Consider the following 20,581-nt stretch of genomic DNA (forward strand, 5'->3'; position numbering starts at 1 on the left):
AGCCGCCACCTAAGCTCTATCCGTGCGTAACGCATTCCATCAGCAGCTCGACGACCTGATCGCCGGCATCGCCGAAATGTGCGGTGCCGCCGGTGAGGCGATGGAATCCGCGACCCAGGCGCTGCTTCAGGCCGATCTGGTGCTGGCCGAGCAGGTGATCACCAACCACGACCTCATCGTGCAGAAAGCCCGCAAGACCGAGGAGCAGGCGCTCACAGTACTCGCTCTGCAGGCTCCGGTCGCTGGGGATTTACGCGCCGTGGTCAGCGCTTTGAAGAACATCGCCGACGTCGACCGGATGGCTGCGCTGGCGCTGCACGTCGCCAAGCTCACCCGTAGACGTCACCCGGAACACGTGCTCCCCGAGGAAGTCAACGGCTACTTCACCGAAATGGGCCGTATCGCAGTCGATATGGGAAGCAACGTCAAACAGGTGGTGCTGTCCAAGGATGCCCACCGGGCAGAGCAACTCGCCGACGACGACGACGATATGGACAACCTGCACCGCCACCTGTTCTCGGTACTGATGAACCGGGAGTGGCGGCACGGCGTTGCCGCGGCCGTGGATGTCACCCTTTTAGGCCGCTATTACGAGCGGTTCGCTGATCACGCCGTCGAGATCGGTCGCCGGGTCATCTTCTCGGCCACCGGCGAATCGGTCTGAGCGCTGCGCTCAGACCGTCGCTGGGCGTTCCTGCGCCCGCCGCCGTATCCGTTCCCACGGCCACGTGATCAAAGCCCAGACGATGAGCACGATGGCCACCTCGACGAGCAGGTACACCGGCCACGGCCCCAGGAAGTCCAGCACTGATGCGGTGGGCGGTTTGCCGTTGAGATAGCCGTAGTTGGTGCCGACGATCGCGTTGAACGTGAACGTGAAGGCGCCCCACACCAACGTGGCGATGACCGCGAAGCGGTAGTCGCGCCAGCTTGGGCGCATCCCGCGTCCCCACGTCAGGTAGATGGCCGCCCACACGACGAGCACGTGCAGCGCGAAGAAGGTGACGAAGAGGTGGTGCGGGAAGTCCGGTGAGCCTTCTTCCGGTGTGCCGACGTCCGGTGTGATCAATGCCTGCGAGCTGAGCACCAGGCACCAGTAGTAGGTCAGCACAAACGCCCAATGTCGTTGGGTCCAAAGCGCGTAGACCGCAACGAGTTCGGCGACATCACACAGCTGCAACGGAATCGATGTCTCGGCGGCCGGTTTGATCAGTTTGTAGGTCAACGCCACCAGGAACATCGCCAGGATGACAATCGCAAAGGCCCGGCTGAAGATTCGGGCCTGCGATTCGGTCTGCCGTCGTCCGCCCCAGATCAGCAGCGCCGCGCCGATCGCGAACACGGTGAGGACCACCAGATGCGACGGCCCGTAGGCCGTGAATTCCCGCTGTGCTGCCATCAGCTCCATGGGGCCCCCTGTTTTGTAGAAACCCTATTGCCTCAGGCGCGTCACGGCTCGACTTGGCGCAGATCGCTTCCGCAGGTTTGCAGCTAGCCGGTACCTCGACCGCCCGACAGCCTGGATGACTCCGACGCCGGGATCGACGAGGTTCATTGGCATGGACTTCATCGGATCACGCCGCTGGGTGATGCGCCTTTGCGCGCTCGTCGGTGTGGGCGCCGCCATCGCCATGGTGGCCGTCGCGTGCGCCGCCCCACAACCGCACACACCGGCGTCGGGGACGTCTGCCCTCAGCGCGCCGACGGCGCCGGCGCCGGACGCGGTGAAACCCACGGTCGTGTTGGTTCACGGCGCGTGGGCCGATGCGTCCAGCTGGGACGGTGAAGTCACGGCGTTGCAGATTAAGGGCCACGACGTCCGGGCGATCGCCAATCCGCTGGAGAATCTCACCACCGACGCCGAATACGTCTCGAACTTCCTGAAGTCGATCAGCGGGCCCATCGTGTTGGTCGGCCATTCCTATGGCGGGTCGGTGATCACCAATGCGGCAGCAGGTATCCCGAACGTCAAGGCGCTCGTCTACGTCGATGCCGCCGCGCCCGATGTGGGCGAGACCAACGGCTCGCTGAGTGGCTCGGACTCGGTGCTCAAGCACACGCCCGAAAGCGAACTATTCGACAAGCTCCCCTACCCCGGCGCGCCCACCGGAGCCGTCGACCTCTACCTCAAGAAGGACATCTTCCTGCACAACTTCGCCAACGATCTGCCGACCGATGAAGCGACCCGCCTGTGGGCGACCCAGCGCGCGGCATCGAGTGCTGCATTCGAAACACCGTCGAAGGCGGCGGCGTGGAAGACGATCCCCTCCTGGTACTTCATCAGCAGCGGCGACCAGATCATCACCCCGACTTCGGAGAAGGCCATGGCCGAACGGGCGCACTCGCACGTCACGGTCTTCGACGGCGGCTCACACCTCACGCTGATCTCCCACCCCGACGCGGTGACAGACGTCATCGAGGAGGCCATCGCCTCCGTGCACTGACCTCCTCGCCGGACGGTCTATGTCAGCGGCGCGGTTGCGGCGTCAAGCAGCGTTCGCGCCAACCATTCGACTCGGTCGACAGCCTCATCAATCGTCAACGACCCGGTCAGCACCGCCGCCAGCGCGCTCGACAGCGCCGCATTCACTCCGAAGCTCACGTTCGGGACACGTTCTGGCTCAATGCCTTCGAGCAAACGATCGAACAGCTCGGCGTTGGTTCGGGCCATGTGGTCGATGCCCGTCCTGATCTCGGGATCCTTGGAGGTCATCGCCTGCAACATCAACGCGGTCATGTTCGGATGACGGTGGAAGGCGCGCTGCGCGCGCTGCAGGTAGTCAAGTGTCGCCGGTAGTGGCCCACTACCTTTGGCACCGCTCGCCGCCACGACCCGACGCGTCAACCGCTTCTGCCAATCCTCCAGCGCCGCGGCCAGCAGGTGTTCCTTCGAGTTGAAGTACCGGTACACGGTGCCCAGCGCCACCCCGGACCGCTGAGCCACGTCGCGCATCTGAACAGCATCGGCGCCGACCTCGTTGATCAGGGCGATGACCGCCTCGACGATCTTCGCCCGGCGCGCCAACTGCGCGCTGGTCATATCGGCTGTCGACAGGACATCGCCCTCAACGCGCTCCGCGATCCTGGCTATGACGATGCGCCTTTCACTCGCTGCATTTCATAACGTCGTTCTAGCTGCTCGCCGCGATCATATCCCATATCAGCAGCTAGCGGCCCCCCATTTCGTGAAGCGCGCTCCGTCTGCTTGACTCTAAATAGAACCTTGTTTCAAAATGGAAGCGAGAGCCGTGGCACTTTCGCCGCGGTTGAGCCGATCGGAGGAATCAATGCCAGGACCCGTCGGTCTCCCCGTGATCGACACGATGATCGGCTTTCCGCACGAGGGGTCAGCCCAGTACGACTTCATTCGACGGCAGACCAAGGACCGTGAGTCCAAGGAGGGCTTCGACTTCCCCGTCGAGTACATCTTCAAAGACGTTCCGAAGGGACTGCCCACCGATGATCCGGTGTCGCTGGTGTTGCAACAGATGGATCGGTTCGGCATCGAGAAGGCCATGATCGGTGTTTCCGAGGAGTGTGCGGCCAAGGCACTCAAGACGTTCCCGGACCGTTTCGTTCCTTCGGGCGCGATCTTCGACCCCAACGACGTGATGGGCTCGGTGAACGGGATCCGCCGAGACTACGAGCAGTACGGGATACGGGCCACGTCGGTGTTTCCGGCGGGCACATTCCCGCAAGTGGCGATCGACGATCCGAAGATGTACCCGATCTACGCCACCTGCGTCGAGCTGGGTCTGCCGATCTTCGTGTGCGCCGGAATCCCCGGTCCGCGGGTGCCCTTTGCCCCGCAAGAGGTCTCGCGCATCGATGTCGTGATGTTCGACTTCCCCGATCTGGTGTTCGTCACGCGCCACGGCTGCGAGCCGTGGGAGGACCTCGCGGTGAAGCTGATGTTGAAGTGGCCCAACCTGTACTACTCCACCTCCGCTTTCGCCCCGAAGTACTACCCGAAGGCCATCATCGACTACGCCAACTCGCGCGGTGTCGACAAGGTGCTGTATGCGGGCTACTTCCCTATGGGCCTGTCGCTCGAGCGGATCTTCAGCGAGCTGCCGAACGTGCCGTTCAAGGACGAGGTGTGGCCGAAGTTCCTGTACGGCAACGCCGCCCGCATCCTCGGCCTGACGGACTGATCGATGGCCCTCGCGATCACCACTGAGCAGGAACAGTTGGCGGCAGCTGTCACCGACTTCGCCGCGCGGCACGCGCCGATCGACAAGACGAGAGCGTCGTTCGACTCGATCGCAGCAGGCGAGACGCCCCCGTGGTGGGAAGAGCTCACCGCGTACGGATTTCACGCGGTCCACCTCTCCCAAGCTGCCGGGGGCCAGGGCGGCACGATGACCGACCTGGGTTGCGTCATCGAGGCCGCCGCTGCGGCGTTACTGCCGGGGCCCCTGCTCAGCACCACGATCGCCAGTGCCGTCGCCGATCTGGCCGACGATTCCAAGACGGTCCTGATCGCCGAACTCGCCGCCGGAGCGACCGCCGCCGTCGTGCTCCCGGAGCACTCCGAGGTCCGCGCTGTCCCCGACGGCGACGGCTGGCGCCTTGACGGAACTTGTGCGCCGACGCTCGGAATAGCCGCCGCGCAACGAATCCTGGTCGCCGCGCATACCGACGACGGAACGGTGCGCTGGTTCGCCCTCGCGGCCGACGGGCTGCCGATCGCGCGGCCACGCGGCACCGACCTGAGCACGGACGTCGGCACCCTGACGCTGACCGCCCACGCCGTGTCCGCGAGCACTGAAATCACCGGTATCTCCGTCGAGCGCGCCCGCTGCACCGCTGTCGCCCTCACCGCGTGCGCGTCCGCGGGCACCGTGCGCAGATGCGCCGAGGCCGCGACGGACTACATCCGCACCCGTGAGCAGTTCGGCCAGCCCGTCGGCGCCTTCCAAGCCCTGCAGCACAAGGCCGCCGTGCTGTTCGTCCACTCGGAACTGGCGTCCGCCGCAGCCTGGGACGCCGTCCGGGCGTGCGGGGATTCCATTGAGCAACAACGGCTCGCCGCCGGAGCAGCCGCGGTGATGGCCGTCGCCACGGGCCCCGATCTCGTCCTCGACGCCCTGCTGATGTTCGGCGCCATCGGATACACGTGGGAGCACGACACTCACCTGTACTGGCGTCGCGCGACCGCTCTCGCAGCATCCATCGGATCCATCACCCAGTGGGCCCGCCAATCGGGTGAACTCTTGCTCACGGAGAAGCGTTCGACCGCACTGAATCTCGGCGAGGTCGAGTCGGAGTTCCGCGCATCCATCGCCGCGATACTCGACCAGGCGCGCGAACTGCACAACGCGCATGCGTCTGATGACGACAGGGCGCCGGGACTCGCCTGGGGAGATCAGCGCGATCTGCTGGCCGAGCACGGCCTCGTCGCGCCGCACCTGCCAACGCCGTGGGGCATCGGCGCGTCCTCGTTGCAGCAGGTCATCATCACAGAAGAGTTCGACAAGCGTCCCGATGTGCAACGACCCTCGCTCGGCATCGCGGAGTGGATCCTGCCGACGATCCTCAGCCACGGAACCGACACGCAGCGGCAACGATTCGCCGAGCCAATGCTGCGCGGCACCGAACGTTGGTGCCAGCTGTTCAGCGAACCGGGCGCGGGCTCCGACCTCGCATCGCTGAGCACCCGCGCCCGAAAAGTCGACGGCGGCTGGCTGATCAACGGCCACAAGATCTGGACGTCACTGGCCGACCGAGCGCAGTACGGGGCAATGCTCGCCCGCACCGATCCCGACGCCCCCAAGCACCGGGGCATCAGCTACTTCCTCATCGACATGACCTCGCCGGGCATCACGGTCGAACCGATCAGACAGGCCAGCGGGCATCAGGACTTCAACGAGGTCTTCTTCACCGACGTCTTCGTTCCCGACGACATGCTCGTCGGAAAACCCGGCGACGGTTGGAATCTCGCGGTCGCCACCATGGCCGTGGAACGCACCGCGATCGGCAACTACGCCAACATCGACCGATCGGCCGCGCTGCGCCGCGTGGCCCGCAACGACGGTCCGGATCGAGATGCCGCCCTGCAGGCGCTCGGTGAGGTCGAGGCATTCACCGCCGCGATCAAGGCCATGGTGTTGCGCGAGACGCTTCGGTTGGCGCAGGGGCAGGCTGCCGGTCCGACCTCCAGCGTCGCCAAGTACGCGATGGTGATGCTGCTACGCCGCGCGTCGACCGCGACCCTACGCCTGACCGGCGCCGCCGCCCTCCTCGAAGAGTCGGATCCGGCCGTCATCGGTCCCTACTTCGAAATGCCGTCGGAACTCATCGGCGGCGGGACAGCCGAAATACAGCTGACCGTGATCGCTTCGATGATCCTCGGTTTACCGCGCAAGTAACGCGATCAACAGCCCCAGCGGAAGGAACGCCAGACGTGAAAGCGGAATTGGATTTCACATTCTTCGACTGCGACAACCACTATTACGAGGCCCTTGACGCGTTCACCCGGCACATCGAACCGGAATACCGCAAACGCGGGATTCAGTGGGCCCAGATCGATGGCAAGCAGCGGCTGATGGTCGCCGGTCGGGTCAACAGGTTCATTCCGAATCCCACCTTCGATCCTGTCGGCAAGCCGGGTGCGCTAGATGAGTACTTTCGCGGCCGGAATCCCAAAGGCGCCGACATGAATTCGCTTTTCGGCGAGTTGGAGCCTATCCCCGCTGCCTACCGCGACCGCGATGCGCGACTGGCGTTGATGGACGAGCAGGGCATGCAGGGCTGCATCATGCTGCCCACCCTTGGGGTCGGCATGGAGCAAGCGCTTCTGTCCGATCTGGATGCTCTGGTCGCGACGTTCCGTGCGTTCAATCGGTGGATGGACGAGGATTGGGGATTCGCTTATCAGGAGCGCATTTTCGCCGCGCCCTACATCACGCTCTGCAAACCCGCAGCGGCAGTGCGCGAACTGGAATGGGCGCTGGAACGCGATGCCCGCTTCATCGTCATGGTTCCCGGACCGATCTCCACGGATGTCGGCATGCGCGCACCGGGCGACCCGATGTTCGACGACTTCTGGCGGCTGGCCAACGATTCGGGCATCACCGTCTGTTATCACTCCGGCGAAACGTACTACTCGAAGTTCATGCCGGCCTGGGGTGAACCGGACTACATGATGTCCTTCCAGGCGCTGCTGGGGTTCCGATCGCTGTTCTCCGGCGACGCACTGCAGGACACCTTCGCCAACCACCTCCACAACGGCCTGTTCCTCCGGTTCCCGAATCTGCGAATGGCGTCCATCGAAAGTGGCTCGGCGTGGGTGTTCCACCTCTTCGAGAAGTTGACGAAGTCGTACGGCCAGATTCCCTTCATCTATCAGGAGGACCCGCGCGAGACGTTCAAGCGCCACGTCTGGGTGTCGCCGTTCTACGAGGACGAACTCGCCAGCCTGCTGAAACTGCTGGGCCCGGAACGCATCATCATGGGTTCGGACTTCCCGCATGTGGAGGGTCTCGCCGAGCCGGCGTCCTACATCAAGGATCTCGAGAACTTCGATTACACGCCTGAGCAGTGCCGGACCGTCATGCGCGACAACGGGCTCAGTCTGGCGACCCGCCGCCCGGTCTGACGGGAGCTCTGTGGAAGTCGAGAAGGCCAGCCTGGTCGCGATGCTCCTGGAAGTCGGTGAGGAGAACGCGGCCGTCCTCGTGGCCCGCTCAGAGCTGGGCGAGACGATCGACACCGATCATGACCTCGACACGCTCGAGAAGTTCGGGCTGGAGCGCGATCAGGTCGACGAGATCGCGCGGCTGGCCATTGGCGCGATCCAACCCGACGACGTGAACACCCGGCGCCGACAGGGCGATATGGCGAAGGCGATCTCACGGCGCTGGGCCGACCTCGTCGACGACTGGACGTCGAAATGAGCGGACCTTTTCACAACTAACCCTTCTCGCTTTGGTCACGATTGATGACCGAGAATCCGCGTCCGGCCACCACGGTGATTGGATCGGCTGAGCGGCCGATCGCCAACGACGGCCCGGAGGTCATATGGGATCGCTGGCTCCAACGCAGTTCATCGCGCTGCTGGTGGCTGTCGCAGCCGTCGCGGCGGCGTGTGGCTTCGTCGCGTCCACCATTGCGCGGCGCAATAAACGCCACGCTCGACGCTTCTTCCTCGCGGGCTTCTTCTGTGGGTTGGCCGCCAGCGCGCTCGTGCGCCACTTTCCCTGGGCGAGCAGACGCAAAACTCCGCGACACGCCGCAGTTTTGGGCCCCTTTGTGTCTGCTCGCGGGATAACTAGACCGACAGCAGCCGTTGGAAGAAGTCTCGATATCGCGTCAGCGCGACTCGCAGGTCCTCAGTGGAGGCGGCGTCGTCGCGTGCCCACTGCGCTCCGAGGCGTGATCGCGCGTCGTCGACGCGTGACATGAGCTGCTCGATGGCCTCCTCGATGAGTCTGTCGGCCTTCTCGACGGATCCGGCGGGGTCATCGACGAAGGCCGCTTCGATGTCGCTCCACCGTGACTGCAGATCGGAAGCGTCAGCAGGCGAGAGCAATTCGTCCTCTGACGATGCGTCTTCGGCGACTTCCATTGTGGCGCTTGTTGTTTCACTGTCCGAAGTTTCTACGGGATCCGCCGCGTCGTCGTCCTCCAACCGTCGCACCTTCGCGCGTTTGATCACCGACATGACGAAGCCGATGGCCACCGTCAGCGCGATCAGGACGCCGGCGGCGATGAAGAACCAACCCCAGACGGGCATCTCCGCTCACCTCCTGTACAGCGGATACCCGACCATCGCCTACGGAAACGTCAATTCATAACCGCAGGTCAGCGCGTCGCCACCACCCGTCGAGGACTCACCGCAGCGTCGTGGTGATGTGGACCTCCGACGTGAGGGTCTGATGCACGGGGCAGCGCCCGGCGATCAGCAGTAACCGTTGCCGCTGTTCCTCATCGAGGTCGCCGATGAACTCGAGGTCGAGATCGATGTGGTTGACCAGTCCGACACGGGTTTCGCAGTCAGCACAGTCCTCGGTGTGAATGCGTGAGTGCTGCAACGTCACTCGGACCTGATCGAGCGGCCACTCCTTGCGCTTGGCGTACATCCGTACCGTCATCGAGGTGCAGGAGCCGAGTGCTGCGAGCAGCAGATCGTATGGCGTCGGTCCCATATCGTCGCCGACTGGCCGCGGTTCGTCAGCGACCAGTTCGTGGTTCCCGGCGGTGATCCGCTGGGTATAGGTCCCCGCGCCCGATTCGGCCACGATGACGATGCCTTCCGGCGACGAAGCGTCGCGGGCAGTCTCAGGTGTGGTCACTGCGGCCTCCTCGGCTCCGAGCGCGGGCAGGGGCTTCGCCGCGCCGCAGCGGAAGTTAACCGACAAACGCGACGCACGGTCCAGAATGGGCGGATGCGATTCGGAAACTTCATGGCGCCCTTCCACCCGGTCGGACAAAATCCGACGCTCGCTCTCGAGCGAGACCTCAAGCTGATCGCCGCGATGGACGAACTCGGATTCCACGAGGCGTGGGTCGGCGAGCATCATTCCGCCGGGTTCGAGATCATCGCGTCGCCGGAGGTCTTCATCGCAGTCGCCGCCGAGCGGACCAAGCACATCAAGCTGGGCACCGGCGTGAGCTCACTGCCGTACCACAATCCCCTGATGCTCGCCGATCGCATGGTGCTGCTCGACCACCTCACCCGCGGCCGGGTGATGCTGGGCTGCGGACCCGGCCAGCTCACGTCGGATGCACACATGCTGGGTATCCCGGCCGACGAGCAGCGTCCACGCATGGAGCAGTGTCTCGACGCGATCATGCGGCTACTGCGCGGGGAGACCGTCACCATGGAGACCGACGGATTCACTCTCAAAGACGCACGCTTGCAACTGAAGCCCTACAGCGAACCGTGCTTCGATGTCGCCGTCGCGGCGTCGTTCTCCCCTACCGGTCCGCGCGGCGCGGGCAAGCACGGCATCGGCATGCTGTCGATCGCGGCGACCGCCAAGCAGGGCATGGATCTACTGGCCCACCACTGGGCGACGTGGCAGGAGGTGGCCGAAGAGCACGGCCACGTGGCCGACCGGTCGAAGTGGCGCCTCGTCGGCCCGATGCATCTTGCGGAGACCCGCGAGCAGGCTGAGCGTGACGTCGAATACGGCATCGCCGAGTTTTCGCGCTATTTCAAACACATCCTGCCCGCGGGCCCCGTCCAGGGGGATTCAGCGACGGAGATCATCGCGAACAACCGTGAGTCCGGTTTCGCGGTGATCGGAACGCCCGACGACGCGGTGGCCAAGATCGAGGAGTTGGTCGAGGCGAGCAACGGTGGCTTCGGCGCATTCCTGTTGTTCGACCACGACTGGGCACCTCCCGCCGCGAAGCTGAAGAGCTATGAACTCTTCGCGCAGTACGTGATTCCCCACTTCACCGGTCAACTCGAGGGACCCGCCGCCTCGGCCGACTGGGTGATCGGAAGCGGGACGGAGTTCGTCGATCGTGCCTCACACGCGATCGGTAAAGCGATCGAGGACCACGAGGCCGAGCGAAAGGCGCGCGCGGCCGCGACCTAAACGCCGAAACCTACTCCGTTGCGTTGCGACGTGCCCGCTGTTTGGGTTCGGGTGTCGCAGGTGACGGTGACGATTGCTGCGCGCGCAGAGCGTCGTTGTCGCCCTCCAGGGTGATGTTGCGTTCGTCGAGGGCGGCGTTGCGGTCCTCCAGCGAGAGAATGCGTGCGATGCCGGCGAGGTTGACCCCGGCGGCGGCGAGCTCGCTGATGCGCTGAATGCGAACCAGGTCATCGGCGCTGTAGCGGCGGGTCCCGCCGGGGCTACGCGCGGGCGTGAGAAGGCCATGACGTTCGTACAGCCGCAATGACTGTTCGCTGACAAACGACAACTCGGACGCCACCGAGATCCCGTAGACCCCGCGATCAGAGGCCGGAGGGCCTGGCTTGACCTCTTGTTTCGGGTCCTCGGCAGTCATCGTGTGAACTCGATCTGTTGGGTGACAGGAAATGTGTGCCAGTCAAAGGCCAACATATGTTGGCGTCGTTGCACCAGCGCTCGCGCCGGTGTTATAAAAAATCTATACCTGCAGCCATAGATTATTGCCGCCGTTGACGATGGGAATGCCCCTGAGACCCACGATCATGTTGCTGAACCCGCACGATGGTGCCCCCGACGTCGATGGACACAGGGCTCGGTCTGCGCCCGAAGGCGCCTCGGACTCGATCGATGATGTGCAGGAAGTCGACTCGCCCATCAGCACCGGAGAGCCGGAGAGTATCGGGCGATTCCGTTTCTACATTGACGGCCAGCGGTGGGAATGGTCCAGAAACGTCGCAAGGCTGCACGGCTATGAACCCGGCAGCGTGACACCGACCACCGAACTGGTGCTCAGTCACAAACACCCCGACGATCGAGAGAAGGTCGCGGCCATCCTCGACAAAGTGGTGCACGGCGAACCATTCAGCAGTCGCCATCGCATGGTCGACACGAACGGGCGCACGCACTGGGTGATCGTCATCGGTGACCGCATGCTCGGCGAGGCGGGCGAGGTGATCGGCACATCCGGTTTCTACGTCGACTACACCGACACCATGCAAACCGACGTCTCGACGGCCGTTTCGAAGGTGGCCGAGGCCCGCGCGGAGATCGAACAGGCCAAAGGGCTGCTGATGGCCGCCTACGGCATCAGCGCGGACCGTGCCTTCGACATCCTTGTCTGGCGGTCACAGGAGACGAACATCAAGGTTCGTGAACTCGCCCGCCGTTTCCTCGCTGAGATGGCGGGCACCTTCCCGTCAGGCACCAGGACCCAAGTCGATCACGCTCTGCTGAACATCTCCTGACCTCGAGCCGGCAAGGCCCGACACGTCCACACGCGATCACGTGATTGACTCTGCAGCTGTGACGCTGCACATTGACCTCACCGGCCGTCGAGTCCTGATCACAGGTGCGGGACAAGGAGTGGGCCGCGGGTTGTCGCACTCATTCGCCACCGCGGGCGCCCAAGTGCTCGTCAACGATATAGATTCCGGCCGCGCCGACGCGGTCGTCGACGAGTTGCGCGCGACCGGGACTCAGGCGAATCCAGCGGCGTTCGACGTCACCGACTTCGACGCGGTCACGAAAGCCGTTGCGGCAGCCGGCGATATCGACATCCTGGTCAACAACGCGGGGAACGCCGGCGCCGAAGGATTCGGCGGACGCGGCCCGTTCGCCGAATCCGACCCCTCCGACTGGGAGCCGTACCTGCGGGTGAATCTCTACGGCGCCATGTACTGCACGCGCGCGGTGCTTCCGGCGATGGTCAGTCGAAAATGGGGTCGCGTCATCACCATCGTGTCGGATGCCGGCCGCACGGGTGACGCCAACGGGGCCGCCTACGCCGCATCCAAGGCAGGCGCTGCCGGGTTGACACGTTCGATCGCAGCCGAGAACGGGCGTCACGGGGTGACGGCCAACAACATCGCGCTGGGCACCATGCGGACTCCGATGACCGAGCAGTTCTGGGCCGAGCATGCCGACTCACCACAAGCCAAGGCGATTCTGCAGAACTACGCGATTCGCCGGCCCGGCAACCCGGACGACGCCGCCGGCATCGCCGTACTGCTGGCCAGCGATCACGGATCGTGGATCACCGGACAGACGATTCCGGTGAACGGCGGTTTTTCGTTCGCACTGTGACGACGCGCGCCCCGTCACTGCAATAACGGCGCACAATCACCCCCTTCATCGACGCGACGGCGGATCTGGGCAATCTCGTCACCGGCATCGTCCAGGACACACACTGGCAGCACGCCGCATCGCCATGGTTGTTCGACATGGTCATGTTGGGACTGCTGGCGGCGCTGTTCGCCGGTGTTGCGCGGTGGCGGCTGCGGCTGATGACTCCCTGAACGGTCACCAGATGCGACGAAGTTGCGCCCCGGTCCGCCGGTGCCGCAGCTGCTCTGCGCGCCCCTGAGGTGTGAGCACCGGTGTGCCGGACGGTAGGTGCTCGAGCACTGAGGCGACGGGCACCTTGGTCACGGTCGCCTCGGGGTATTCGTCGGCACGGTAGAAGCGGGCCTGCAGGATGCCCCACGGCCAGTCGGCCTTGTCGAGCCAATTGTGAACGCCCGGATCTTGTTTCGATACCACGCCGCGGAACCAGCCGTCGGGGTCGATGCGGGCCTGTACGTCGTTGAGGCTCGACTGGCGGTTCACCCAATCGACTGTCGAGAACCGGTCGTCGGCGACCAGGATCTGCCAGTAGTGGCAGTTGGCCGGGACCGGGAACTCGACGATGAGCGCCTCGTCGTCGGCGATCTCGTGGATGCCGTCGTAATAGGCCTGCTTGGTGGCGAGGCCGCCGCCCTGCTGGATCCACTGTGAGCGCAGCAGCACGTTGATGCCGTGGTGCTCGCGGTAGTACCGGACGAGCTCCATGTCGAAATCGATCATGCCCCTGATCCAGTCGCCCAGCTCCGAGAAGCGGCGCGCGATCTCGGCGGGCGTCATGTCCTCGCCGCCGTCGTCGAGCCGGTTGATCGCGACCTGCGCGTCGATCTCGGTGTTCCAGTCGCAGGCGCACTTTCGCATCAGCAGTTTGCCGGCCTCGGGGTTGAGTGGCCACCAGTCGCCGTCGTAGCCCTCCGGACGCTCCGCGCTGAGGATCACCCGGAACGAGCCGTCCTCGGCGATGGTCAGGTCGTCGAGATCATGGGTGATGGCGTCGAATTTCATCTGCCGCTCGACACCCTTGAGGCTCTTCATCATTCCCGGAGCGGACTGGGTGATCTCGACGAAGCGCACCGTCCCCCGTCTGCCAGTGAGTTCATAGACACCTGATCCGTCGACCTCGGCGTTGAGGTACACGTAATCGGGGTTGGGGCCGCCTTGATTGCAGGCGTAGTTCCACAGCGGCATGAACACCGGTCTGCGCGCGTCGGTGTAGACGTGGCACAGATAGCCGCACGCCAGGATCGACAGCGCGAGCTTGTTCATGTCCTGCACCTCGGCCTCGGAGGCGTCGGGGCGCCACGTCGCGAGCAGGTGGTCGGCCACGCCCTTGAGCGCCTCCATCTGGTCGTCCCAGGTCGGAAGTCCGGTCACGGTGTCATCCCTCCACCGCCACGTCGAAGTGGCGGATGTAGAAGTCGTAGTCGGAGCGAATCTGTCCGACGCTGAGGCCGAACTGTTCGGCGGTGTATCGATGAGTGCCCTTGGCGCCCATGGCGTTTTCCTCCTGCCAGTGCAGAATTGTCTGCTCCACATCAGGCGTGAGTTCGAGATCGAGCCAGTCGTATACGCGTCGTATCGTGCCCTTCGGATCCGCGACCAGCTCGCGGTGGTGGACGTCGAGAAAGCGGTCTTCCCCGATGCGCGCCCGTTCTTCGATGGCGTGCTGCATGCCCTCACGTAGATGCTCGCTGACCTCGCGACCGAGGGCGTGTAGATCCCTCTGGTCGGCGGCGGGCGGGAAGATCGTCGACACCAGGCTGGTGTAGGACGGCACCACCTTGGCCGGATCGCGGTGCGTCATCACGAATCGGATGTCGGGATACGCCCGAGCCAGTGCCTCCAGATGAAATTTGTGGTGCGGCGCCTTGAACAACCACAGGTCAGGCGGCCGCGTCGATCCGAGCAGCTTGACCACTCGCCGGTGGTACTCGTAGGTCTGGGTCAAATCTGCACTGCGCCACCACTTTCGGTAACCGGGGACCGGCAGTGTCATCTGCTGGCCATGGAAGGCCATTCCGAGGATCTCGGTGTCCTCCATGGTCGCGTCGACCTCGAAGATGTGCATGACGGCGCTCTTCGCCGACCGCTGTTCGTGCATGCGGACGAACTCCACGCGTCGCGGATCCACGGCTTCGTGCTCGGCTACGGGCGGCGGCACCGGTTTGGTCTGTTCCCAGCCGCGCAGACACCGGAATTGCGGGTCGAGCGAGAGCATGTCGGCCAGCGCGGTGGTGCCGGTCCGGGGCAGTCCGTTGATGTCGATGGGACCCCGGATCGGCACGTCGTGCACCTCCGGGTGCTCGGCATACCAGGTTTCGACCTCCAGCCGGTTCACGAGGCGGCGCCGCAGATCACCGATCACCGCGGCGTCGGTGTCCGGGTGCAGATCGCCGTCGCGTTCCAGGCTGTCCAACAGCACCGCCAGGCCTTCACGGAAATCACCGGGGCCGAAGTCGGCGTGACCACCCTCGGCGATGGCCTCCGACAACAGCTGGTCCGGCGACGGGTACCGCATACCGCTCATCGCTCCTTCACGAGATCGGGATAGTGGTGCGCCGCCATCGCGCGGAATCCGTCACGCCAGTCCACCGTGCACGGCCCAGTGATCGACGTTCGCTTGGTGTGATCGCCGACCGATCCGATCGATGCGCCGGGAACGACTTCGACACGAAGGTCGAGTTCGACCCCGAGGAGGTCGGCGAAGTAGCGCGACCATTCCTGCACCGTGACAGGAACGTCGCCCGCCCAGTTCACGATCGTCGCGGGCACCGTTGCCGCCCCGAGCAGCGCCGCCACCTGTGCGTTGATGTCGTCGTAGTGAATGGGGCTGTAGGGCAACGGGTCCCATCGCGCCACGACGGGATTGCCCTCGGCGATCGCGTTGAGATGCCACAGCGGCAGACCGCCGCGGTCACCATAGGCGCTGCCCATTCGGGCGATGGTGATCGGCAGATCGAACTCGCGCGCGCAGTACCGTGCGACAGCCTCCTCGGCGATCTTCACGATGGAGTAGGGCTGCGGGGTGGGCAGTCCGGCATCACCGATCGGATCGCCTTCGGCGAAGGTGTGCCACGGATCTGGATGCGGCTTGTACACCGTGATCGTCGACATCACGAGCGCGGCCTTGGCGTTGCGGCAGTGCGACAGCAGCAGGCCGGTGCCCTCCGCGTTGACCCGCAACCCCTGCTCGTAATCCTCTCCGAAGTCGGCGGCGATGTGCAGCAGGTAGGTGAAATCGTCGGGAAGGGAACTGAAGTCGGGGTCGCCGAGGTCGACGGATCGCGTGGTGACGCCCAATGCCTCGACCTCGTCGCGAACCGTCGGGTCGGTGAACCGGGCGATGCCCCACACCTCATTGTGCGGGGACAGGGTTTTGGCGATGCCGTAAGCGATTCGTCCTCCCGGCCCGGTGATGAGGATCTTTTCGCCGTTCAACGTGTGCCACACTCCCCTCTCATCCGAGTGTGCGTGATGCGTGATGACCCCATGCCATGATCGTCCGCATGACGCCACCGGCACATCCGCTGTTCGAGGAGTCCTGGCCCGCCGACGAGTACCGGTTCTTCCAGTTGGGGCACGTGGTCGACGACGTCGTCGCCGCCGCGGGTCGCTGGGCACGGGCCTTCGGCATCGGGCCGTTTCACGTGCTTCCCCTCGTCGGACAACAAGCCGACTACGGCGGCGAGGTCCGCACCGTTCAGATCCAGGTCGCCGTCGCGCAGGCGGGACCCATCCAGATCGAGTTGATTCAGCAACATTGCGAGACGCCCAGCATTTTTCGTGAATGGAGCCGGAACGGTACGTCCGCCTTCCACCAGATAGCCACGCTGACAGCCGATTACGAGGGGAAGATCGCACATTTCGAGGCGCTCGGCTATTCGATCGCTGCGGAGAGCCTCGGCGGCGGCTTTCGGGTGGCCTACATCGACACCGCGACGGAGTTCGGCTTCTATACCGAGGTCGTCGACGCCCCGTCCAGCTTCCTCGAGCAGGTGCGCGTCATATCCGATACCTGCGCCAACTGGGACGGACGTGACCCGGTGCGCATCATGACCCGAGGCGGGTACCGGGTGCCCGACTGATCGAGTCGGCGATGGTTCGGACATCAGCGACAAAGCCACCCCTACCTCGATGTAGTGAGCTAATCTAATGAACTTTAGGGTTTCAGAGCAGAGATTTGCAACCACTCACCCGACAGAGCAGGAGGACGCAGGTGGGCGATGACGAGTCCACTTCGTCCGACGATCTGACGGGGCCGCTGCGGGGTACGTCACTCGAGGCATCGGTCCTTGGTGCGCTGGACACTCTCGAGCGAGCCTTGCAGTTGGAGCCTCTGGGCGACAACAGGTTTCAGGCGACCAACGAAGCCGATCGGTTTGGACGCATCTTTGGCGGCCAGCTGCTCGCACAAGCGCTGTACGCGGCGGCAACGACCGTCGAGGCGCACCCGCCTCATTCCCTGCACGCCTACTTCCTCCAGACCGGCGATTCGCGACGACCTGTGGAGATCGTCGTGCATCCTGTTCGCGACGGGCGGTCCATGGCAGCGCGGCAGGTGAGCGTGGCGCAGGGCGATCGGATTCTGCTCACGGCGTTGGCGTCATTCCACAGCAACCCGGCCGAACCCGAATTGGCCCACCAACAGCCGCGCGTGCCCGGGCCGGAAGAAATGCCGCTGCTGCAGCACTGGGTGCATCAGGTGCCGCCGCCGATGTTCGGAAACGCGCAGACGTGGATCGACGTCCCACCCGCGGTGGAAATGCGCATCGCCGAACCGACGACGTTCCTGGGGGGTCGGCAGACGTCCGGACCGCGTTCCCATTGGATGCGCCTGCCACGCGGCATCGGCGACAGACCCGCGCTACACAACGCGATACTCGCTTACGCGAGCGACTACCTCATGCTCGACATGGCCCTTCGTAACCATCCTCAACCCGCGGACTACACCTCGGTGGCCGCGGTCAGCCTGGACCACGCCATCTGGTTGTACCGTCCCGTCCGCTTCGACGAATGGCATCTCTACACGCAGGAGATCGCTGCCATCGCGGGACACCGGGCGCTGGTTCACGGAGTCATTCGCGACGCGGCGGGACACGTCGTCGCCAACACCGCCCAGGAAGTGCTCGTCCGACCCACCTCACGCACGACGTGACGTCCTCATCGTTGACTTCATTGCTGTCACAGCGGAATGTGTAGAGGCCAAGCAACGAGAGGTGACCGAGAGGCGATGATGCCGAACACAGTTGGCCGGGTTGCCGGCAAGGTCGCATTCATCACGGGTGCGGCGCGCGGTCAGGGCCGCGAACACGCCATCCGACTGGCAGAGGAAGGCGCTGACATCATCGCCGTCGACGTGTGCGGTGAGATCGACGGCGTCCCCTACCCCGGGGCGACTGAAGCCGACCTCGACGAAACCGCCGCGCTGGTCGAGAAGTTGGACCGTCGCATCGTCACCGCGAAGGCGGACGTCAGGGACGTCGAGGAGCTCGGGAAGGCGTTGCAGCAAGGCATCGACGAACTGGGTCGACCGGACATCGTGGTCGCCAATGCCGGCATCAGCGGAAGTCCCGCCCCCGCCGCGATGATCGAGGAAGCCGCGTGGCGGACGATGCTCGACATCAACATCACCGGCGTGTGGCACACGGTCAAAGTGGCGGTCCCCCACATGTCGGACGGGCGGGGCGGATCGATCATCCTCGTCAGTTCGATGCTGGGTCTGCGCGGCGGCGGCTACATGGCCCACTACGCGTCCGCCAAGCACGCCGTTGTCGGCCTGATGAACTCGCTCGCCAATGAGCTGGCTCCGCAATGGATTCGGGTGAATTCGATTCACCCGGGGAACATTCTGACGCCGATGATCGACAACGATCAGTTCCGGCACACCCTGCGCCCTGACCTCCCCGAGCCGACCATGGCCGATGCGGGCGAAATCATCGGGCACTTCCACCTGCTGCCGGTGCCCTACTTCGAGGCGCGGGCGGTCAGCAACGCCGTGCTGTTCCTGGCATCCGATGAGGCCAAGTACATCACCGGCGCCGCACTCCCGATCGATGCGGGAGCGACCGCGAAGTTCTGACGCTCAGCGCGCGCCGCGCACCAGACGGCCTGGGCGTGCGCCGGTGTCTGCGCTGTCGCGACGGGTGACCACGCCACTGACGATCGTGGCGGTGTAGCCGCTGGCACCCTGCACGAGACGCTGACCACCGGCGGGTAGGTCGTAAGCCATCTTCGCCGGGTGCAGCGTCACCGCGTCCATGTCGATGACGTTGATGTCGGCCTTCTTACCGATTTCGATGACGCCACGGTCGCTGAGGCCGAACAGCTGTGCGGTGTCGTGAGATTGCTTGCGCACCAGATACTCCAGCGGCAGCTTCTCGCCGCGGCGACGGTCGCGCGCCCAGTGCGTCAACAGGAACGTCGGGTACGACGCGTCACAGATCATGCCGCAGTGTGCCCCACCGTCGGAAAGCCCGACGACGCCGGCCGGATGCAACAGCATCTCGCGGATGGCGTCGTGGTTGCCGTAGAAGTAGTTGTAGAACGGCAGCATCAGCATGGCCGTCGCATCGTCTTCGAGCATCAGGTCGTACAGCGTGGACAGCGGATCGTCGCCACGGTCGCTGGCGATCTTCTCGACGGTGCGCTCGACGGTCGGTTCGTAGTCCGGCGGATCACCGAGGGCATAGATGCGGCCGAGTGAGTACTGAACGAGCGCAAACATGTTGTCGAACAGCTTCGTTGGGTCCGGCGGCAGGTCGTCTTCCGACAGGATCGCGGCCTTGACCGCGGGGTCGGCGAGCCGTGTCGCCAATTCCTGTCGATCACACTCGGCCTTGAGTCGGCGGAAGGTCGGCCGATGGGTGAACGCATGATGGCCGGGGAAACCGAAGAGCATGCCGAACGGCCGCGCAGCGATCTGCGGGTAGAGCTCGCTGCCGGCCTCATGAGCGGCCGCCGAGATGTCGAGTTGTTCGCGCCAGAGGTCCGGCGCCGCATCGACCTGGATCATGCCGAACGAGATGGGCCGGTCGATCTCGGCACCGAGGCGCTGCATCCACTCCAGCTCCTTCTTGGGCGCGATGATGTCCTCGCCGGCGACCCCCTGCGGGGCCAACTCGAAGACCGCGCGCCCGCCGGCCGCCATGGCCCGCCCGAGTCCGAACAACTCGTCCTCAGCAGCGTAGGTTCCGGGCACGGGCTCACCGTCGATCGCGCGGTGCCCCAGGGTGCGTGATGTCGAAAAGCCAAGCGCCCCCGCCTCGATGCCCTCCTGCACGATGCGTGCCATCGCGGCGATGTCATCCGGCGTGGCGGGGTCGTTGCGGGCTCCGCGCTCCCCCATCGCGTAGGCGCGCACCGATCCGTGGGCGATCTGGCTGCCCACATCGACGGCGAACTCGTGCTTTTCGATCACGTCGAGATACTCGGGATACGTCTCCCAACCCCACGAGATGCCCTCGGTAAGCGCGGTGCCTGGGATGTCCTCGACACCCTCCATCAACCCGATCAGCCAGTCTTCGCGGCCCGGTCGCACGGGCGCGAACCCGACACCGCAGTTGCCCATGACGACGGTCGTCACACCGTGCGCGCTCGACGGCTCCAACGAGCTGTCCCAGCTCACTTGGCCGTCGTAGTGGGTGTGGATGTCGACGAAGCCGGGTGCGACGATCTTGCCCGACGCGTCGATCGTTTCCGCCGCGTCGCCTTCCAACGGAGCGTCACCGGGCCCGCGACGACGGATCTCGACGATCCGCCCGTCCTTGACGGCGACATCGGCCTGGAACCGGTCCGCGCCGGTGCCGTCCACCACGGTTCCGCCAGTGATTTTCAGGTCGAACACAATTCTCTCCCTCGACGCCCGGGCAGCCGTT

The 20,581-nt window shown here is 64.8% G+C and carries 22 protein-coding genes; 12 read left to right on the forward strand and 10 right to left on the reverse strand.

Annotation, left to right across the window (positions count from 1 at the left end; all coding sequences use genetic code 11):
* The first annotated feature begins 22 nt into the window (after positions 1 to 22).
* A complete protein-coding gene (gene phoU / locus H7J93_RS13935) occupies positions 23 to 664 on the forward strand; it encodes a phosphate signaling complex protein PhoU (RefSeq protein WP_267306851.1) in 642 nt (213 codons plus the stop codon).
* Positions 665 to 673: 9 nt separating this feature from the next.
* Here the strand turns inward: phoU and H7J93_RS13940 are convergent, their stop codons facing one another.
* Positions 674 to 1,408 (reverse strand): YwaF family protein, encoded by a 735-nt coding sequence (locus H7J93_RS13940; RefSeq protein WP_267306852.1) that lies wholly within the window; start codon positions 1,406 to 1,408, stop codon positions 674 to 676.
* Positions 1,409 to 1,559: 151 nt separating this feature from the next.
* Between H7J93_RS13940 and H7J93_RS13945 the strand changes: the two genes are divergently transcribed.
* Positions 1,560 to 2,444 carry an alpha/beta fold hydrolase gene (locus H7J93_RS13945; RefSeq protein ID WP_267306853.1) on the forward strand — a complete coding sequence of 295 codons (885 nt, stop codon included), beginning with the start codon at positions 1,560 to 1,562 and terminating at the stop codon, positions 2,442 to 2,444.
* Between the two features lie 17 nt (positions 2,445 to 2,461).
* Here H7J93_RS13945 and H7J93_RS13950 read toward each other — a convergent pair whose 3' ends face one another.
* The gene (locus tag H7J93_RS13950; RefSeq protein WP_267306854.1) at positions 2,462 to 3,040 is read right to left on the reverse strand and encodes a TetR family transcriptional regulator; all 579 of its coding nucleotides are present in this window, start codon (positions 3,038 to 3,040) and stop codon (positions 2,462 to 2,464) included.
* A 247-nt stretch (positions 3,041 to 3,287) separates the two neighbouring features.
* Between H7J93_RS13950 and H7J93_RS13955 the strand changes: the two genes are divergently transcribed.
* From H7J93_RS13955 to H7J93_RS13970, 4 genes are read left to right on the forward strand one after another with little or no spacing between them, the layout of a single operon-like run.
* A complete protein-coding gene (locus H7J93_RS13955) occupies positions 3,288 to 4,154 on the forward strand; it encodes an amidohydrolase family protein (RefSeq protein WP_267306855.1) in 867 nt (288 codons plus the stop codon).
* Positions 4,155 to 4,157: 3 nt separating this feature from the next.
* On the forward strand, positions 4,158 to 6,371 hold the full coding sequence (locus H7J93_RS13960) for an acyl-CoA dehydrogenase family protein (RefSeq protein WP_267306856.1): 2,214 nt from the start codon (positions 4,158 to 4,160) through the stop codon (positions 6,369 to 6,371).
* Between the two features lie 35 nt (positions 6,372 to 6,406).
* A complete protein-coding gene (locus H7J93_RS13965; RefSeq protein ID WP_267306857.1) occupies positions 6,407 to 7,600 on the forward strand; it encodes an amidohydrolase family protein in 1,194 nt (397 codons plus the stop codon).
* Between the two features lie 10 nt (positions 7,601 to 7,610).
* Positions 7,611 to 7,898, forward strand: a complete 288-nt coding sequence (locus H7J93_RS13970; RefSeq protein WP_267306858.1) for a hypothetical protein — start codon at positions 7,611 to 7,613, stop codon at positions 7,896 to 7,898.
* A 16-nt stretch (positions 7,899 to 7,914) separates the two neighbouring features.
* Here H7J93_RS13970 and H7J93_RS13975 read toward each other — a convergent pair whose 3' ends face one another.
* The 3 genes from H7J93_RS13975 to H7J93_RS13985 all read right to left on the reverse strand — a co-directional run bounded on the left by H7J93_RS13975 (position 7,915) and on the right by H7J93_RS13985 (position 9,296).
* Positions 7,915 to 8,196 (reverse strand): hypothetical protein, encoded by a 282-nt coding sequence (locus tag H7J93_RS13975; RefSeq protein ID WP_267306859.1) that lies wholly within the window; start codon positions 8,194 to 8,196, stop codon positions 7,915 to 7,917.
* 76 nt (positions 8,197 to 8,272) lie between these two features.
* Positions 8,273 to 8,737 carry a hypothetical protein gene (locus H7J93_RS13980; RefSeq protein ID WP_267306860.1) on the reverse strand — a complete coding sequence of 155 codons (465 nt, stop codon included), beginning with the start codon at positions 8,735 to 8,737 and terminating at the stop codon, positions 8,273 to 8,275.
* 97 nt (positions 8,738 to 8,834) lie between these two features.
* Positions 8,835 to 9,296: an OsmC family protein gene (locus tag H7J93_RS13985; RefSeq protein WP_267306861.1), complete on the reverse strand. Its 462-nt coding sequence runs from the start codon at positions 9,294 to 9,296 to the stop codon at positions 8,835 to 8,837.
* A gap of 93 nt (positions 9,297 to 9,389) precedes the next feature.
* Between H7J93_RS13985 and H7J93_RS13990 the strand changes: the two genes are divergently transcribed.
* Positions 9,390 to 10,550 (forward strand): LLM class flavin-dependent oxidoreductase, encoded by a 1,161-nt coding sequence (locus H7J93_RS13990; RefSeq protein WP_267306862.1) that lies wholly within the window; start codon positions 9,390 to 9,392, stop codon positions 10,548 to 10,550.
* A gap of 10 nt (positions 10,551 to 10,560) precedes the next feature.
* Here the strand turns inward: H7J93_RS13990 and H7J93_RS13995 are convergent, their stop codons facing one another.
* Positions 10,561 to 10,965 (reverse strand): MerR family transcriptional regulator, encoded by a 405-nt coding sequence (locus H7J93_RS13995; RefSeq protein ID WP_267306863.1) that lies wholly within the window; start codon positions 10,963 to 10,965, stop codon positions 10,561 to 10,563.
* A 166-nt stretch (positions 10,966 to 11,131) separates the two neighbouring features.
* Between H7J93_RS13995 and H7J93_RS14000 the strand changes: the two genes are divergently transcribed.
* A complete protein-coding gene (locus tag H7J93_RS14000) occupies positions 11,132 to 11,833 on the forward strand; it encodes a PAS and ANTAR domain-containing protein (protein WP_267306864.1) in 702 nt (233 codons plus the stop codon).
* 58 nt (positions 11,834 to 11,891) lie between these two features.
* Positions 11,892 to 12,671, forward strand: coding sequence for an SDR family NAD(P)-dependent oxidoreductase (locus H7J93_RS14005; protein ID WP_267306865.1), 780 nt, complete (start codon positions 11,892 to 11,894; stop codon positions 12,669 to 12,671).
* A 216-nt stretch (positions 12,672 to 12,887) separates the two neighbouring features.
* Here the strand turns inward: H7J93_RS14005 and H7J93_RS14010 are convergent, their stop codons facing one another.
* From H7J93_RS14010 to H7J93_RS14020, 3 genes are read right to left on the reverse strand one after another with little or no spacing between them, the layout of a single operon-like run.
* The gene (locus H7J93_RS14010) at positions 12,888 to 14,081 is read right to left on the reverse strand and encodes a DUF1214 domain-containing protein (protein WP_267306866.1); all 1,194 of its coding nucleotides are present in this window, start codon (positions 14,079 to 14,081) and stop codon (positions 12,888 to 12,890) included.
* A 4-nt stretch (positions 14,082 to 14,085) separates the two neighbouring features.
* Positions 14,086 to 15,234, reverse strand: coding sequence for a sulfotransferase family protein (locus H7J93_RS14015; RefSeq protein WP_267306867.1), 1,149 nt, complete (start codon positions 15,232 to 15,234; stop codon positions 14,086 to 14,088).
* Positions 15,231 to 16,157, reverse strand: a complete 927-nt coding sequence (locus H7J93_RS14020) for an NAD-dependent epimerase/dehydratase family protein (protein WP_267306868.1) — start codon at positions 16,155 to 16,157, stop codon at positions 15,231 to 15,233. The genes H7J93_RS14015 and H7J93_RS14020 overlap by 4 nt, the downstream gene beginning before the upstream one ends.
* A gap of 56 nt (positions 16,158 to 16,213) precedes the next feature.
* On the opposite strand from H7J93_RS14020, the gene H7J93_RS14025 reads away from it, so the two are divergent.
* The 3 genes from H7J93_RS14025 (at position 16,214) to H7J93_RS14035 (ending at position 18,786) form a co-directional block, all read left to right on the forward strand.
* Positions 16,214 to 16,792 (forward strand): VOC family protein, encoded by a 579-nt coding sequence (locus H7J93_RS14025; RefSeq protein WP_267306869.1) that lies wholly within the window; start codon positions 16,214 to 16,216, stop codon positions 16,790 to 16,792.
* 131 nt (positions 16,793 to 16,923) lie between these two features.
* Positions 16,924 to 17,862 (forward strand): acyl-CoA thioesterase, encoded by a 939-nt coding sequence (locus H7J93_RS14030; RefSeq protein WP_267306870.1) that lies wholly within the window; start codon positions 16,924 to 16,926, stop codon positions 17,860 to 17,862.
* 78 nt (positions 17,863 to 17,940) lie between these two features.
* Positions 17,941 to 18,786: a mycofactocin-coupled SDR family oxidoreductase gene (locus H7J93_RS14035; RefSeq protein WP_267306871.1), complete on the forward strand. Its 846-nt coding sequence runs from the start codon at positions 17,941 to 17,943 to the stop codon at positions 18,784 to 18,786.
* 3 nt (positions 18,787 to 18,789) lie between these two features.
* Here the strand turns inward: H7J93_RS14035 and H7J93_RS14040 are convergent, their stop codons facing one another.
* On the reverse strand, positions 18,790 to 20,550 hold the full coding sequence (locus H7J93_RS14040) for an N-acyl-D-amino-acid deacylase family protein (protein WP_267306872.1): 1,761 nt from the start codon (positions 20,548 to 20,550) through the stop codon (positions 18,790 to 18,792).
* Positions 20,551 to 20,581: the final 31 nt, after the last annotated feature.

The sequence above is a fragment of the Mycobacterium barrassiae genome (genome assembly GCF_025822765.1).
Taxonomy (GTDB): domain Bacteria; phylum Actinomycetota; class Actinomycetes; order Mycobacteriales; family Mycobacteriaceae; genus Mycobacterium; species Mycobacterium barrassiae.

What these genes read in the sequence shown, in the direction of transcription:
- H7J93_RS14035 (WP_267306871.1), top strand. Translation starts at nt 17,941, where the DNA reads ATGCCGAACACAGTTGGCCGGGTTGCCGGCAAGGTCGCATTCATCACG.
- H7J93_RS14000 (WP_267306864.1), top strand. Translation starts at nt 11,132, where the DNA reads ATGTTGCTGAACCCGCACGATGGTGCCCCCGACGTCGATGGACACAGG.
- H7J93_RS13950 (WP_267306854.1), bottom strand. Translation starts at nt 3,040, where the DNA reads ATGACCAGCGCGCAGTTGGCGCGCCGGGCGAAGATCGTCGAGGCGGTC.
- H7J93_RS13955 (WP_267306855.1), top strand. Translation starts at nt 3,288, where the DNA reads ATGCCAGGACCCGTCGGTCTCCCCGTGATCGACACGATGATCGGCTTT.
- H7J93_RS13995 (WP_267306863.1), bottom strand. Translation starts at nt 10,965, where the DNA reads ATGACTGCCGAGGACCCGAAACAAGAGGTCAAGCCAGGCCCTCCGGCC.
- H7J93_RS13980 (WP_267306860.1), bottom strand. Translation starts at nt 8,737, where the DNA reads ATGCCCGTCTGGGGTTGGTTCTTCATCGCCGCCGGCGTCCTGATCGCG.
- H7J93_RS13945 (WP_267306853.1), top strand. Translation starts at nt 1,560, where the DNA reads ATGGACTTCATCGGATCACGCCGCTGGGTGATGCGCCTTTGCGCGCTC.
- H7J93_RS14015 (WP_267306867.1), bottom strand. Translation starts at nt 15,234, where the DNA reads ATGAGCGGTATGCGGTACCCGTCGCCGGACCAGCTGTTGTCGGAGGCC.
- H7J93_RS13990 (WP_267306862.1), top strand. Translation starts at nt 9,390, where the DNA reads ATGCGATTCGGAAACTTCATGGCGCCCTTCCACCCGGTCGGACAAAAT.
- H7J93_RS14025 (WP_267306869.1), top strand. Translation starts at nt 16,214, where the DNA reads ATGACGCCACCGGCACATCCGCTGTTCGAGGAGTCCTGGCCCGCCGAC.
- H7J93_RS13960 (WP_267306856.1), top strand. Translation starts at nt 4,158, where the DNA reads ATGGCCCTCGCGATCACCACTGAGCAGGAACAGTTGGCGGCAGCTGTC.
- H7J93_RS13940 (WP_267306852.1), bottom strand. Translation starts at nt 1,408, where the DNA reads ATGGAGCTGATGGCAGCACAGCGGGAATTCACGGCCTACGGGCCGTCG.